The sequence below is a fragment of the Oceanobacillus sp. CFH 90083 genome, assembly GCF_009389585.1.
Taxonomy (GTDB): domain Bacteria; phylum Bacillota; class Bacilli; order Bacillales; family Amphibacillaceae; genus Oceanobacillus.
Genome location: NZ_VIYG01000002.1, coordinates 430,100 through 443,954 on the forward strand (window position 1 = coordinate 430,100; position 13,855 = coordinate 443,954).

Genomic DNA, 13,855 nt, shown 5'->3' on the forward strand with positions numbered 1-13,855 from the left:
TCTTCCCCTTCAAACCCTCGATTAAAACAGACTTGGATTGATTAATTCTGGAATATAAAAAGCAATATTCGGGAAGAAAGCGACGAACAAGAGAACAATTAGAATAATTGCAATGTATGGAATGACAGCCACGAAGGATCGTTCTATTGACATTCCCCCTATCTTCGCTGCCAGTAATAGACAGAGTCCATACGGTGGTGTAATCAGCCCGATAGCAAGTGTAATTACTACGATTAATCCTAAATGTACTGGATCCATTCCAAATTCTAAAGCCGTCGGTAAAATAATCGGTACAAATAAAATCATCGCTGGAATCGCATCCATAAATGTCCCGACAAATAAGAAGAAAGCAATAACAATCAGAATAAATAACCAGCGTGAACCAATATTATTATCAAAGAACTCCTGTGCTGCTGCTCCCAGCTGATAATAGCTCATCAGCTCTCCAAGCGCACTGGCCGCTGCAAGCGCAAATAAAGATAAAGAACTGAGTGCCAGCGTATCAAATAAAATTTTAGGAAAATCCTTTACTTTTAATGTTTTATAATAAAACATACAAACAATTGCTGTATATATGGATGCTACCGCCGCAGCCTCTGTCGCTGTGAAAAATCCAGTGATAATACCGCCAATAATAATGACAGGTGTTAATAACGCCGGAAACGCATCCAGAAATAATCGAAACAGCCTTTTCATTTCTACACGTTTATCCCTTGGATAATTCTTTTTCACTGCTAGTACATAGATTAAAACCATCATCCCCAAACCAATTAAAATTCCGGGAATAATACCACCTAGAAACAACGCTCCAATAGAAGCATTTGTCAGTCCCGCAAAAATAATCATTGGAATACTCGGTGGAATCACTACACCAACTGTGGAAGAAGCTGCTGTAACACCAACGGATGTTTCTTTATCATAGCCTTTGCGCAGCATACTGGGAATAAGGATTTTTCCTACACCAGCTGTATCAGCCTGAGCTGCTCCGGACACACCTGCAAACATCATCGAAACGAGAATGTTCGCATGCGCCAAACCACCGCGAATTGGTCCGACAATTGCTAATGCGAAATCAATCAGTTTTTCGGAAACCTTCCCGGAATTCATCAAATTCGCTGCCAGAATAAATAATGGAACTGCTAATAGAACAAAGGAATCGAGACCATTTACCATTTTCATAGCTACTGTTGCTTCCGGTGTATAAGGAATACCAAAAATACCAATTAAAGCAATAATTCCGATAACAAAAGCGATTGGTACCCCAATAAGCATTAAGACTAAAAATAAACCTACAAGCAGGAATCCCATTATTCATGCACCTCCCTTGCTTTTAGCTGCTGCACGTGCTGCACCATATGTGACAGTGTATAAATCAGCATCGTACCTGCCATAATCGGTATTGCAATCCAGACATAGCCCATCTTCATATCTGGAAGCGTGGACCACGTGTAATTCCAAAATTCACTGACAATCTGTAAGCCCAGCAAAAAGATACATACATTAAAAATAATTAAAACGCTGTCATTAAACAAACTTAAATAAAGTCGTTTTTTTCCTTGAAGCTTCTGCTGCAGGAAATCAAAATTAAAATGCTCCCGGCGATTCACCATAATCGCCGCTCCCATAAACACTGCCCAAATAAAGGAATAATTTGCTGCTTCCTCTGTCCAGATAACAGATACGCCTAGGTGTCTCGTCACAATTTGTAAAACAATGACGCAAAAGAAAACACATAGAAAAAGAACTCCAATAACAATTTGAGCTTTCTCCAACGCCTGCACTAATTTTTGCATGTCATCTCCCCCTTACTCCTCTGCCAGCGTGCGGATTTTCTCAAGCATAGCTTCTACTTCAATCTCTTCTGCAAATTCATCTAAAATAGGCTGTGCCGCTTCAATAAATGGCTCCCGGTCTACTTCATTGACTTCAGCTCCATCGTCCAATGCCTGCTGCTTATATTCCTCATCCTGTTCTAACGTCACTTCACGTTCTGCTTCTACAGAGGCCTCGGCAGCATCTAAAATGATTTGCTGCTGCTCTTCATTTAAATTATCAAACCTCTCTCCATTGATTAAAAGAAAACGTGTTGTAAAATCATGAGCCGTCTCACTGATAAATTTTCCGTTTGGGGTCGTATGATGCGATTGCTGCACAAAGAATGGGTATGCGTTTTCAGAAGAATCTACAACATCCTGCTGCAACCCTTGATACAGCTCTCCCCATGAAATACCAGACGGAATGGCACCAACGTTTGTCCAGAAATCCGATACGACTCCGGATGTCTGTGTCCGGAATGATAATCCCCGCATATCCTCTATTGTTTCAACTGGTCTTTTCCCATAATAATGCCTTGTTCCCGCAGACCAATAGCCTAGAAGTCTAAAAGAATTATCTGATTTTTCATTGATAATTTGTGCCATCTCTTCTCCCACTTCTCCATCCACAGTTCTTAGCCAATGCTCATAATCTGTAAATAAGTATGGAGCAGAAAACAAATCAACCTCCCGAATGCCTGTCTGTGTCATAAAACCGGGGGAAACAACGACAACATCAGCTGCCCCAAGCTGAAGCTTTTCTACAAGCTCTGATTCCTCTGTTCCAATCGTCCCGGCATGAACCTCTACCTCTATCTTACCATCTGATTCTTCTTCTACGACTTCTTTAAATGTTAAGAGCCCGGCTTGATAAGGGTTATCTGGCGACGTTTGGTTGTGTGCGGCAATAATTTTCAACGTTCCATCATCCTCAACTTCCAGCTCATCATTCCCGCAGGCTGTCAAGAGGAGACAAGCACAAACAAATATGCTGAAAATGAATACGCATTTATTCATTCTCATAGTAAGAACCTCCTTTTTCATATCTAAAAAATGAGACACATTCTTTTTTCAGGAACAAGCGCCGGGAAGAATCACTACTGACGCTCATTCCTTATATTAATCCTGTTTCTATTCTCCCTTTGCCAATTCAATAAATTCCTTTGCACGTGCTGTCAGTGCTTGATAGTCTGCTTCTGTTTTTAACTTAGAAGCATCAACCAGATTACTGCCTAATCCAACAGCAGCACTGCCATTATCCAGATATTCTCTCAAGTTATCCCTGGTAATCCCGCCTGTCACCATTGCTGTTACATGTGGAAGTGGACCGCGGATATTTTTTATATACTTTGGACCGACTGCATCAGCGGGGAATACCTTTACCATGCGGGCACCATGCTCATACGCCGTTGTTATTTCAGTAGGCGTTAAAACACCTGGGATATGCTCTATACCATAGCGCTGACAAAGCTGTAATGTTTCTAAGTTCCATGTCGGTGCAACAACAAATGCAGCTCCGGCTAAAATAACAGAACGTGCTGTTTCCGGGTCCAGTACAGTACCAGCACCTACCTTAATCGATTCATCTACATTTGCTACTGCTTTTTCGATAATCGCATTGACATTTGGTGTTTCTGCTGTAATTTCAACATGATGAATCCCGCCCTCTGCCAAAGCTTCCAGAATTCCTATAATATTTTCCTCATTAGATTTTCGAATAACTGCTACTACTTTTTCTTTCTTGATACCTTCAATAATTGTCATGTCAAAGTCTCCTATTCTAAATTAGTATGTTTTTGGTTCAAGCTTTCCTCATTACGATTTCCCGGATATGTCCGCAGTAAGTACACAACAATACTGTCTAAAACCAAATGTGCAGATTGATCAAATTGACTTCCAAGCGGCTGGATGGTTGCAGGTTCCGTTTCTAACCGCTTTTTCGTAGCGGCTGGAATCCGGACAAGCTGACTGCTGAATGCACCAATAGCAGATTGGGGATTGGTTGTAACCAGTGCAACAGACGCTCCAATGTCTTTTGCTTTTTTGGCATAATTTAAAAGAGAAGCAGTTCCTCCAGATCCCGAGATTAATAGTAACAAATCATCTGATTCAAGACTCGGGGTAATCGTCTCTCCAACTACGTACACCTGATAACCGCTGTGCATTAACCGCATAGCAAACATCTTGCCCGCCAATCCGGATCTCCCTGTTCCTGCAATAAATATCCGGTTTGCTGTTTGTATTTTCTCTGCCAGTTCTACCGTTTGATTTTCATTAACCTGTGACAGTACCTCCTGCATTTCTCCAGCTACTGTATTTAATATTTCTTTCATCTTACTTCTCCCCACCTTTTAACATGATTTTCTTCTTACTAAAATTGGTTTGAACCGCAATATTTCCGCATGCTTGTCCGTTTTTCCTTTTAACATATTTGCAAATAAGATTTCTGCTGCTTTTTTCCCCATTTCGAAAGCAGGCTGAGAAATGGTTGTAAGCGGAGGATTATAAAAATCTGCGAACGATACATCATCGACGTTAATAACCGCCACATCATCCGGTATCCGTATATTGTTCCTGCTAAAAAAAGACAGCACCTCATGCAGTACACGGTCATTAATAGCAAAAATAGCATCCGGGTGCGCTTCATTTTGAAAAAATGCATCCAGCTTTTCGTATATCGTATGAATCCTGCCGGCGATCAAAGAAACCCTGGGAGCCTCTGCATCTGTCTGCTGAACAAATTCCTGAAAAGCATTTACACGTTCCACTCTGGGTGTTACCTGTTCAATTAAAGGCGGACTCACCATCGCAATGTGCTGATAGTCTCCTTGTATTAAAGCTTCAGCAGCCAGTCTCGCTGCTTCCTGATTATCCAAAATGATCGTATCTACCTTCAATTCTTTTACAATTCGATCCATAAATACTAAAGGATATCCCTCGTCCAGGAGCTGCTGATAAAGGTCCACATTGTCGCCAGTAGGAAAAGCAATAATCCCATCCACCTGCTTTGCTTTCAGCATTTCAATATATTTTTTTTCCTTCTCCGGCTGATCATCTGCATTGCACACAATCACATGAAATCCTTTTTGGTGGCAGAAGTCCTCAATTGCCCGGATTACTTGTGTTGAAAATACATGAAGAATATTTGCTACAATCACTCCTATCGTTGTGGAAGATTTTTGCTTTAAGCTTCGGGCTACCATATTCGGGCGATAGTTTAAGTCTTTTACAGCTTGGGCTATCTTCACACGTGTCTCTTCACTCATATAGTCAAAGCGGCCATTTAAATATTGAGATATAGTACTTTTCGAGACTCCCGCATATTCAGCCACATCTGCCATCGTTATTCTTTTCATCTGCTTCACCTATATCAATTTTGTTTGATAAATCGATTTAGTAAATCGGTTTAGTAGTAGTATAAATGAAAAGAAAGCGTTTAACAAGTCTTTTTTTTCCATACTAAAAGGCAAGCAACCAAATTGCTTACCCTTTCTATAATCCTATTCGTTCACATTTTTAGCCATAAGGATAAAAGCCATACGGCGGATATGGATAATAAGGAGGGTATGGATAAAATGGCGGCGGTCCACCTATACCATCCAGTAATAATCCTGCTGCCAATCCTCCTAAAAACGGTACGCCAAATCCAAAAACAGGGTTTCCATAAAAGGGACCGTGGTGATATGGCCGTCTTACTTCCTGGTTATATATATGATTGTTATATCCGACATCCTGATAATATGCATGAGGAAACATACTTTGCTGATTTCCGGAATGGACATTTATTTCATTCATACTTTTAATACCCCTCTCTCCATTACTCCCTATTAAGATATGCAGCGACCCAAAAAATTGCTAATCAAGCCCGTTCTATTACCATACATGCTGTCAGCTTTACAACTTCTTTCTTAAAAAAATATGATAAACTAAAAGAAAAAGATAAGACGAAAACAGGAGGCGAAAGAAATGAAGAAGCAAAACTATGCCATTATTGATATTGGCTCCAACACAATCCGTTTGGTAATTTATGAAAAAACAAAGGGGAACCGGCTGAAAGAAATAGAAAACGTAAAAGCCTCCTCCAGGCTCCGGACCTTCTTAGAAGAGGATAATACCTTAAACCAGGCAGGAATTGACCGGTTGATTGATACATTAAAAAGCTTTCAGGAAGTTTTAGCTACCTATACACTGCAAGACACTATCTGCGCTGCCACAGCCGCTATTCGGCAAGCAGAAAATAAACAGGAAATCGAAACGCAAATTGTAGAAAAAACGGGCTTAAACATCCGCATTTTAAGTGAAGAAGAAGAGGCATACTATGGTTACTTAGCCGTTATCCACTCAACTTCATTAACGGAAGGAATTACCGTAGATATTGGTGGAGGAAGTACGGAGGTTACCTATTTCAAGGGGCGTGAACTGAAGGAATCACATAGCTTCCCTTTCGGTGCACTTACCTTAAAAGATTTTTTCGCCAGAACTGTTCCAACAACAGAAGAACTCACCAAGCTGCGCCAATATCTAAAGGAACAATTCGCAACACTTCCCTGGCTCGAGAATAAGGAAGTAAAATTGATAGCCATTGGAGGAAGTGCGCGAAATCTGGCACAGGTTCATCAAAATTTGAAGTCTTATCCTCTGGCAGGTCTGCATGAGTATCAAATGTTTCAAAAGGATATTATGGAGGTAAGTCATTATTTAACCTCGATAAAGCCAGATAAGCTGACAAAAGTGGACGGCCTGTCTAAAGATCGGGCAGATATTATTATTCCAGCAATTGAAGTTTTTCACTGCCTCTATCAGACAGTTCAAGCGGAAAGCTTTGTTTTAAGCCGGAAAGGACTCCGGGATGGCGTGCTATATGAACATTTAGCGAAAGAGTCTGATTCTTCACTCTTTCCACATGTTTTGGAGGAAAGCATCCGGGAGCTCGTCAATGACTATGACTTAAATCGGGAGCATATTAGGCATGTCCAAAATTTAACGGAGCAATTATTTGATTTTTGCAAGGATAATGGACTGATCCGTTTAGACAGGCAGGACCGGAAGCTGCTTAAAATGTCGAGCTTTTTATTTAACCTTGGAGAATATATTGATTCTGAATCAAGTTCGCAGCATACCTTCTACCTTCTTGCCAACCGTACGATCGACGGCTTGGAGCATCGGGAGCGTTTGAAGCTTGCACTCGTTGCTTCTTATAAAAACAAAACGGTCTTTAAGCAATTTATCCAGCCATATAAATCATGGTTCTTAAAGGAAGAGCGCCAGAAGCTTTTAGACCTTGGAGCATTATTGAAATTCACTTACTGTCTGGATGCTACTAAAAGACAAATTGTGGAGAAGATAGATTTTCACTTAAAGAAAAAGAAGGCTATTATCCGTATATACACAAATGCAAATGCCATGCCGGAAGAATATCAGGCAGAGAAGCAGAAAAAGCATCTCGAAAAAGCGATTGGAAAAGAGTTAGAGCTGGAATTTATTACTTTGCGATAATAAGAAGATAAACTCGACAGAAGGTGCTTATTAAAAAACTCATCCTGCTAAAACAGATTGTTCACACAAACTTTACACCTCTTTAACATACTTTATGAAGAAAAGGATTATGATATATATAGGACTTTAAAAGGGATGGTGTGACATGGACAAACAAATAAAAAATGCCAACTCATCTGCCTCCTATAATAACAGGGAGCTGAGCTGGCTCTCATTTAATAAGCGTGTATTAGAAGAAGCAGCTGATGTAAGCAATCCCCTGCTTGAAAGGCTGCGGTTTTTATCTATTTTTTCATCAAACCTGGATGAATTCTTTATGGTACGGGTAGCTGGATTAAAAGATCAGGTAAAAGCGGGCTTTAACCGTCCGGATGACAAATCAAATCTGACGCCAAAGCAGCAGCTCTCTGCTATTGCAACCTTTAATCACGACTTAGTGGAGCAGCAGTATAGCTTATTTAAACAAGTACAAAACGAATTAAAAGCGCAGGATATCCATCTTTTTCAAATGGCCAATTTATCAGCAGAAGCATTGTATGAACTGGAGCAATATTTTGATGAGCAAATCTATCCGATTCTTACACCGATGGCCATTGATGCCTACCGCGCTTTTCCGATGCTGCTAAATAAATCGTTAAATCTTGCTGTTCAGTTAGAGGATGAGTATGAACAAGAGCAGCATCATAAAAAAACGGCAATTGTCCAGGTTCCTGCCTTATTAGACCGGTTTATCCAGATTGGTGAAAAACATCATTATGTGCTATTAGAAGATGTTATCCGCTATTTTATTTATAAACTCTTTAAAGGATATCGGGTGATTTCATCAAGCACTTTTCGGATTACCAGAAATGCAGACATGACTATTCACGAAGATAGCGCACATGACCTATTAAAGGAAATTGAAAAAGAGTTAAAAAAGCGAAAATTTGGAGCAGCTGTCCGTTTGGAAATGAACACCATAGAGCAGGACGCTACAATCACGTCCTTTTTGCTTCACGAGCTGGAAATTCATGAAAAGGATCTGTACATTGTGGATGGACCGCTGGATTTAACTTGTTTAAATGATTTCTACAGCCAAGTAAAGCATGACTTTGAGCATCTTATTTATGAAACATTCATCCCGCAGCCGGCACAGGATATTCATGAGGATGAGACGGTCTTTCAGGCAGTCCGGAAAAGAGATCTCTTTCTGCATCATCCTTATGAGTCGTTTGAGCCAATTGTCGATTTGATGCGTGAAGCTGCCGATGATCCGGAAGTGCTGGCGATTAAGCAGACGCTCTATCGTGTCAGTGGCGATTCACCGATTATTGCCAGTTTAAAGCGCGCAGCGGAAAATGGAAAACAAGTAACGGTCTTAGTAGAGTTAAAAGCACGATTTGATGAAGCAAATAATGTAGAATGGGCCAAGCAGTTAGAAATTGCCGGCTGTCATGTGATCTATGGAATGATCTCTTTAAAAACACATAGTAAGATCACATTGATTGTCCGGAAGCATGATAACCGGATTGAACGTGTTGTTCATCTGGGAACTGGTAATTATAATGATCAGACCGCTAAATTTTATACAGACATGTCTTATTTAACAACGAAAAGAAAATACGGCATAGATGCGACAAACTTCTTTAATTATTTAAGCGGTTATACAGAGAAACCTGATTTTCATCATCTATCCATGGCTCCATTCGATATTCGTAATGATTTAATCGAATACATCGACCGGGAAATTACGTTCCATAAACAATACAACAATGGGCGAATTATTGCTAAAATGAACTCTTTAACAGATAAGCCATTAATCAAAAAGCTTTATGAAGCCTCCCAGGCCGGTGTTCAAATTGATTTAATTGTGCGTGGTATCTGCTGCCTGCGTCCCGGTATTCCAAATGTAAGCGAGAATATTCGAGTACTCAGCATTGTCGGCCGGTTTTTAGAGCATAGCCGTATTTATCTTTTCCATCATAATGGTGAAGTAAATATTTTCTTATCCTCTGCAGATTTAATGACCCGCAATATGATTAAACGCGTGGAGCTTATGTTTCCAGTCTATGAAAACCGGATAAAGGAGCGTATTTACGATATCCTTAATCTCATGCTCCGTGATTCTAAAAAAGCAAGACAGCAGGCAAATGATGGTACGTATTCTCATGTACAATCTGATACTGCATTAAATAGTCAATTAAGGTTATTTGAACAGGCAATGAACGTTTTTTCTTAAAATATATCATCAAAACCTCAACATCTGCTTTCGGCAGCATGTTGAGGTTTTGATGTTTTCATTTATATAGGAATATTATTAGATGGATCCAGACATTTTGCAAGAATAATTAATTTGAAAAGGCAGGCTATTTGAATCATAATTATGATAAAATAACTAGCAATGAACAACAAAAGGAGTCCTTCTTATGAAAATTACAGAAATAACAATGCATTTGATGAATATGCGAATGAAAAATCCGTTCACGACAAGCTTTGGAACAGAACAGGACCGTGAATTTATCATTTTAGAAGCGAAAGATGAAGATGGCACGATTGGCTGGGGAGAATGTGTTACTTCGGAATCCCCTCTTTATATTGAGGAATTTACAAAAGCTGCCTGGGTCATGCTGGAAGAATATTTAATTCCACTTACCCTCGGCCGTGAAATCAGCCATCCGGATGAGCTGACTGATTTATTCAAGCCGTTCAAACGCAATAACATAGCAAAAGCAGCTATAGATGCAGCTGCCTGGGATATTCATGCAAAACAGCAGGGTATCTCTCTCGCGCAGGCTATCGGCGGATGCAGAACGGAAATTGAAGTCGGTGTCAGCCTCGGGATTGAAGATAATATGGAACGGCTTCTTAACAACATTAAAGAGAAAACAGAGGAGGGCTATAAGCGGATTAAAGTTAAAATTAAGCCTGGAAAAGACGTGGAGGTTGTCAAAGAAATCCGTGAGCATTTCCCGGACATCCCACTGATGGTCGATGCTAACTCGGCCTATACATTGGACGATATAGAAACATTGAAAAAACTGGATCCATACAATCTTATGATGATTGAGCAGCCGTTAACAGCTGGAGATTTAATTGATCATGCCGAGCTGCAAAAGCATATTAAAACGCCAATTTGCCTGGATGAAAGCATTCATTCCTATGAGGATGCACGGCAGGCAATCCAAATCGGCAGCGGGAAGATTATCAATATGAAGGTTGGACGTGTCGGTGGAATCACTACAATGAAACGAATTCATGAGCTATGTAAAGAAGCGAATATCCCCATGTGGTGCGGCGGTATGCTTGAATCCGGTGTAGGACGTGCACATAATATTGCAATTACCTCGCTTTCTGCATTTACACTGCCTGGAGATACTGCTGCTTCCTCACGCTATTGGGATGAGGATATTATCGACCCTGAAGTATATGTCAAAGATGGCATCGTACAGGTCCCAGCTTCTCCTGGAATCGGATATGAAGTCAACCGTGAGAAATTAGCAAGATATACTGTCGAGAAAAAAACTTTTAAATAATAAAATCCATAAGAGAAGAGTTAAAAAGATGTTTCCCTTTTTAAAAAGGACAAACAATCTAAACAGCTCTTCTTTTTCTTGTTCTTACTTAAAATGCGTATTCAAAAAGGTGCCGAATTAGAAGCAAGAAGATCAAGGCGACGGGATTTTTACGAACGGAGCGTATGCTTTTAAATACGTGAGTATCGGAAAAATCCCGTCAACGCAGAGATTCGCCGCTTATCATTCGGTGACTTTTTGAACATCCTCTTAAATGTTATTTCAAAGATAGTACATAATATATATAATACGTTATTTACTAGCATGCTTTAGTGGACTGTAATCCGGCGGAAGGAATAGCCAATACCCTACTATCTGCATATGATTAAAAAATAAGCAAAACATCTCAAGCAACTCTCTTGAAATCATAACAGAATCAATGTATAGTTTAATCCGTATTATTTTCATTGGATTTATAAGAAACATTTTATAAGGAGGCTCACACCAAATGGATAATTGGTTTATAGTAATAAATATTATTGTGTTACTTGCATTAATTGGTTTATTAATCTATATGCAGAAAAAACATGTGTCATTTGCCAAACGCGTATTTACAGGGATGGGGCTTGGAATTGTTTTAGGAGCTCTTTTCCAGATGATTTATGGAGAGGGATCAGCGATTCTTACAGGAACGCTGGACTGGTACAGTATTGTCGGCAGTGGATATATTCGCTTCTTAATGCTAATCGTTGTTCCGCTCGTGATGGTATCCATTATTCGTGCCATTATCAATTTAAATGAAACAAAACAGCTTGGAAAAATGGCCGGCTGGGTCATTGGTGTACTTATTTCAACAACACTTGTTGCCGCAACGCTCGGGATTGCCACTTCCCTCGTCTTTGATTTAAATGCTGAACAAATCGAAGCAGGTCAGGCAGAGGCAGAACGCGGGGCTTCGATGGAGGAAAGCTTTGAATCGATGGCAGAACAAACTACACCGCAGCGGATTATTAACTTTATTCCAAATAATATCTTCTTGGATATGACAGGAGAACGTTCCACCTCCGTTATTGCGGTCGTTATTTTCTCTGTTCTCGTCGGGATAGCCACTCTCGGGGTGAGCAGGAAACAGCCGGAGCAGGCAGAGCGGTTTACGAAAATGGTTAACGCTGTATTTGCCATTGTCATGCGCCTTGTCACATTAATTTTACGCTTAACGCCATTTGGCGTATTAGCACTAATGACGAATATGGTTGCGACAACAAACTTTGCTGGTATTGTCCAGCTCGGGAAATTTGTCATAGCATCTTACGCAGCGATGATTGTCATGGTTCTAATCCATATGTTAATTATCAGCGGATTTCGATTAAACCCGATTACTTTTATGAAAAAAGTCTTTCCGGTACTGGGATTCGCCTTTACATCACGATCCAGTGCAGGTACGATTCCACTAAACATCACTGCTCAGAAAAATGCATTAGGTGTTGATGATGGAGCGGCCAATATGTCAGCATCATTTGGTGCTACAATGGGGCAAAATGCCTGTGCAGGTATTTATCCTGCCATGCTTGCTGTTATGATTGCACCAACTGTCGGAATCGATCCACTGTCTATTGACTTTATTATACAGCTTGTATTAATTACAGCAATCAGCTCATTCGGTGTTGCCGGTGTCGGCGGCGGAGCAACCTTTGCAGCGATTATCGTCTTATCTTCTATGGGGCTGCCAATCGCTCTTGCCGGGCTGCTTATTACCGTTGAGCCGCTTATTGATATGGGTCGTACTGCTGTTAATGTCAACGGCAGCATGGTTTCGGGTACGGTCACTTCCAAGGTGCTTGGTAATTTGGATGAGAAGAAATTTAATAATAAAAATGCCGTTGTTGAAAATACAGGCATCTAAACTTTGTCAAAAGATAAGCAGCTATCTCCAGGAAATAGGGATAGCTGCTTGTTTTTTACGATTAATCTAATCTGCCTGGACCAACATTATATAATGCTCCATGTACAAACGAAGCGTTTTACCGGGGCCTAAGAATACTCCCCTATGAAAACCGTTGGTGCGGCAGGTTTAAATCTTAAATTCACTTTATATAGATAATTAGTTAAGAAAAAAAGAAACCATTGTTATCCCGGTCCATGCCGCTGTAATACTCAACAGAGAAGATGTGATGACATACCTGAAAGCCGCTAGCCACTGATTATCTATCAGCAAGTCAATCACTTCCTTTCCAAAAGTAGAAAATGTGGTGTATCCGCCACAAAAGCCCACTCCTAAAAGAAGCCAAAGCTGTAAAGGCAAATCAAGTCCATATAAAACCCCAAGCAGAAATGAGCCGGATATATTAACCAGCCAGGTTGCAATTGGAAAAACGGTCCCTTTTTCCGTCTTTAATGACTTCATATATTCACTGATGATATAACGTAATAATGCGCCGACTGCACCGCCGATCCCTACAAAAACCACAAAAATAACACTCCTTTATACGCTCTTTCTGCCTTGCTCCTAAAAGAGGTTGTTCAGGTTTTCCTTAAGCGTGAATAAACAGCTCCAGCTATCCAGACACCTAACCCTGCAAAAGCAATTCCCAGAGCCATGCTTATTCCAATATAAAGAAGAGCCATTGGCAGATCAAGAAGCAGCACATCCAATGCAAAGGTGGAAAACGTCGTAAAAGCCCCAAGAAAACCAGTGCCAAAAGTTAATGCCCATACTTGCCGATCCCTTTTGGAAAGTGAAACCAATGTGAGTAAAAATCCTAAAAAGAAACAGCCTGTCACATTTACCGTTACTGTATCCATAGGAAATAACTGCCCGCCAAACCATAGACTGATTTCATATCGGGTCATCGCTCCCAAAAAGGCTCCCATCATCACAAGCAAATAATTCATCTAACCACCTGACCTTTACACATACACCATTTATATCACAATTTAATCCTAACCCGCAGAGAAAGCAAGTATTTTTGAATAAACCATTCCCATTTATCATAAAACCGTTTATTTCGGCTCATACCGTTGAAACTTTTCAATCCTTTTCCTCGTAGTATAATG

Annotated in this window: 13 protein-coding genes; 4 read left to right on the forward strand and 9 right to left on the reverse strand. The window is 40.3% G+C overall.

The genetic code is table 11. From position 1 onward, the window contains the following. Positions 1-21 precede the first annotated feature (21 nt). The 7 genes from FLK20_RS04520 to FLK20_RS04550 form a co-directional block, all read right to left on the reverse strand. Positions 22-1,308 carry a TRAP transporter large permease gene (locus FLK20_RS04520; RefSeq protein WP_152655369.1) on the reverse strand — a complete coding sequence of 429 codons (1,287 nt, stop codon included), beginning with the start codon at positions 1,306-1,308 and terminating at the stop codon, positions 22-24. Further along, a complete protein-coding gene (locus tag FLK20_RS04525) occupies positions 1,308-1,793 on the reverse strand; it encodes a TRAP transporter small permease (RefSeq protein ID WP_152655370.1) in 486 nt (161 codons plus the stop codon). The genes FLK20_RS04520 and FLK20_RS04525 overlap by 1 nt, the downstream gene beginning before the upstream one ends. 12 nt (positions 1,794-1,805) lie before the next feature. Then, positions 1,806-2,837 (reverse strand): TRAP transporter substrate-binding protein, encoded by a 1,032-nt coding sequence (locus FLK20_RS04530; protein WP_370453159.1) that lies wholly within the window; start codon positions 2,835-2,837, stop codon positions 1,806-1,808. Positions 2,838-2,945: 108 nt separating this feature from the next. Next, positions 2,946-3,578: a bifunctional 4-hydroxy-2-oxoglutarate aldolase/2-dehydro-3-deoxy-phosphogluconate aldolase gene (locus FLK20_RS04535; RefSeq protein ID WP_152655372.1), complete on the reverse strand. Its 633-nt coding sequence runs from the start codon at positions 3,576-3,578 to the stop codon at positions 2,946-2,948. Between the two features lie 11 nt (positions 3,579-3,589). Next, a complete protein-coding gene (gene hxlB / locus FLK20_RS04540; protein ID WP_152655373.1) occupies positions 3,590-4,147 on the reverse strand; it encodes a 6-phospho-3-hexuloisomerase in 558 nt (185 codons plus the stop codon). 18 nt (positions 4,148-4,165) lie between these two features. Then, positions 4,166-5,170 (reverse strand): LacI family DNA-binding transcriptional regulator, encoded by a 1,005-nt coding sequence (locus FLK20_RS04545; protein WP_152655374.1) that lies wholly within the window; start codon positions 5,168-5,170, stop codon positions 4,166-4,168. A gap of 160 nt (positions 5,171-5,330) precedes the next feature. Then, positions 5,331-5,609: a hypothetical protein gene (locus tag FLK20_RS04550; RefSeq protein WP_152655375.1), complete on the reverse strand. Its 279-nt coding sequence runs from the start codon at positions 5,607-5,609 to the stop codon at positions 5,331-5,333. 171 nt (positions 5,610-5,780) lie between these two features. Here FLK20_RS04550 and ppx point away from each other — a divergent pair, with 171 nt between their 5' ends. The 4 genes from ppx to FLK20_RS04570 all read left to right on the forward strand — a co-directional run bounded on the left by ppx (position 5,781) and on the right by FLK20_RS04570 (position 12,704). After that, positions 5,781-7,310 carry an exopolyphosphatase gene (ppx, locus tag FLK20_RS04555; protein WP_152655376.1) on the forward strand — a complete coding sequence of 510 codons (1,530 nt, stop codon included), beginning with the start codon at positions 5,781-5,783 and terminating at the stop codon, positions 7,308-7,310. 145 nt (positions 7,311-7,455) lie between these two features. Next, entirely contained in the window at positions 7,456-9,528 is a 2,073-nt protein-coding gene (locus FLK20_RS04560) for an RNA degradosome polyphosphate kinase (RefSeq protein ID WP_152655377.1), read from the forward strand. A 187-nt stretch (positions 9,529-9,715) separates the two neighbouring features. Next, a complete protein-coding gene (gene menC, locus FLK20_RS04565) occupies positions 9,716-10,822 on the forward strand; it encodes an o-succinylbenzoate synthase (RefSeq protein ID WP_152655378.1) in 1,107 nt (368 codons plus the stop codon). A gap of 487 nt (positions 10,823-11,309) precedes the next feature. Next, entirely contained in the window at positions 11,310-12,704 is a 1,395-nt protein-coding gene (locus tag FLK20_RS04570; RefSeq protein ID WP_152655379.1) for an L-cystine transporter, read from the forward strand. A gap of 198 nt (positions 12,705-12,902) precedes the next feature. On the opposite strand, the gene crcB is transcribed toward FLK20_RS04570, so the two are convergent. Both crcB and FLK20_RS04580 read right to left on the reverse strand, forming a co-directional pair. After that, entirely contained in the window at positions 12,903-13,268 is a 366-nt protein-coding gene (crcB, locus tag FLK20_RS04575) for a fluoride efflux transporter CrcB (RefSeq protein WP_152655380.1), read from the reverse strand. Positions 13,269-13,321: 53 nt separating this feature from the next. Then, entirely contained in the window at positions 13,322-13,693 is a 372-nt protein-coding gene (locus FLK20_RS04580; RefSeq protein ID WP_152655381.1) for a fluoride efflux transporter FluC, read from the reverse strand. Positions 13,694-13,855: the final 162 nt, after the last annotated feature.

What these genes read in the sequence shown, in the direction of transcription:
- FLK20_RS04520 (WP_152655369.1), bottom strand. Translation starts at nt 1,308, where the DNA reads ATGGGATTCCTGCTTGTAGGTTTATTTTTAGTCTTAATGCTTATTGGG.
- FLK20_RS04525 (WP_152655370.1), bottom strand. Translation starts at nt 1,793, where the DNA reads ATGCAAAAATTAGTGCAGGCGTTGGAGAAAGCTCAAATTGTTATTGGA.
- FLK20_RS04530 (WP_370453159.1), bottom strand. Translation starts at nt 2,837, where the DNA reads ATGAGAATGAATAAATGCGTATTCATTTTCAGCATATTTGTTTGTGCT.
- FLK20_RS04535 (WP_152655372.1), bottom strand. Translation starts at nt 3,578, where the DNA reads ATGACAATTATTGAAGGTATCAAGAAAGAAAAAGTAGTAGCAGTTATT.
- hxlB (WP_152655373.1), bottom strand. Translation starts at nt 4,147, where the DNA reads ATGAAAGAAATATTAAATACAGTAGCTGGAGAAATGCAGGAGGTACTG.
- FLK20_RS04545 (WP_152655374.1), bottom strand. Translation starts at nt 5,170, where the DNA reads ATGAAAAGAATAACGATGGCAGATGTGGCTGAATATGCGGGAGTCTCG.
- FLK20_RS04550 (WP_152655375.1), bottom strand. Translation starts at nt 5,609, where the DNA reads ATGAATGAAATAAATGTCCATTCCGGAAATCAGCAAAGTATGTTTCCT.
- ppx (WP_152655376.1), top strand. Translation starts at nt 5,781, where the DNA reads ATGAAGAAGCAAAACTATGCCATTATTGATATTGGCTCCAACACAATC.
- FLK20_RS04560 (WP_152655377.1), top strand. Translation starts at nt 7,456, where the DNA reads ATGGACAAACAAATAAAAAATGCCAACTCATCTGCCTCCTATAATAAC.
- menC (WP_152655378.1), top strand. Translation starts at nt 9,716, where the DNA reads ATGAAAATTACAGAAATAACAATGCATTTGATGAATATGCGAATGAAA.
- FLK20_RS04570 (WP_152655379.1), top strand. Translation starts at nt 11,310, where the DNA reads ATGGATAATTGGTTTATAGTAATAAATATTATTGTGTTACTTGCATTA.
- FLK20_RS04580 (WP_152655381.1), bottom strand. Translation starts at nt 13,693, where the DNA reads ATGAATTATTTGCTTGTGATGATGGGAGCCTTTTTGGGAGCGATGACC.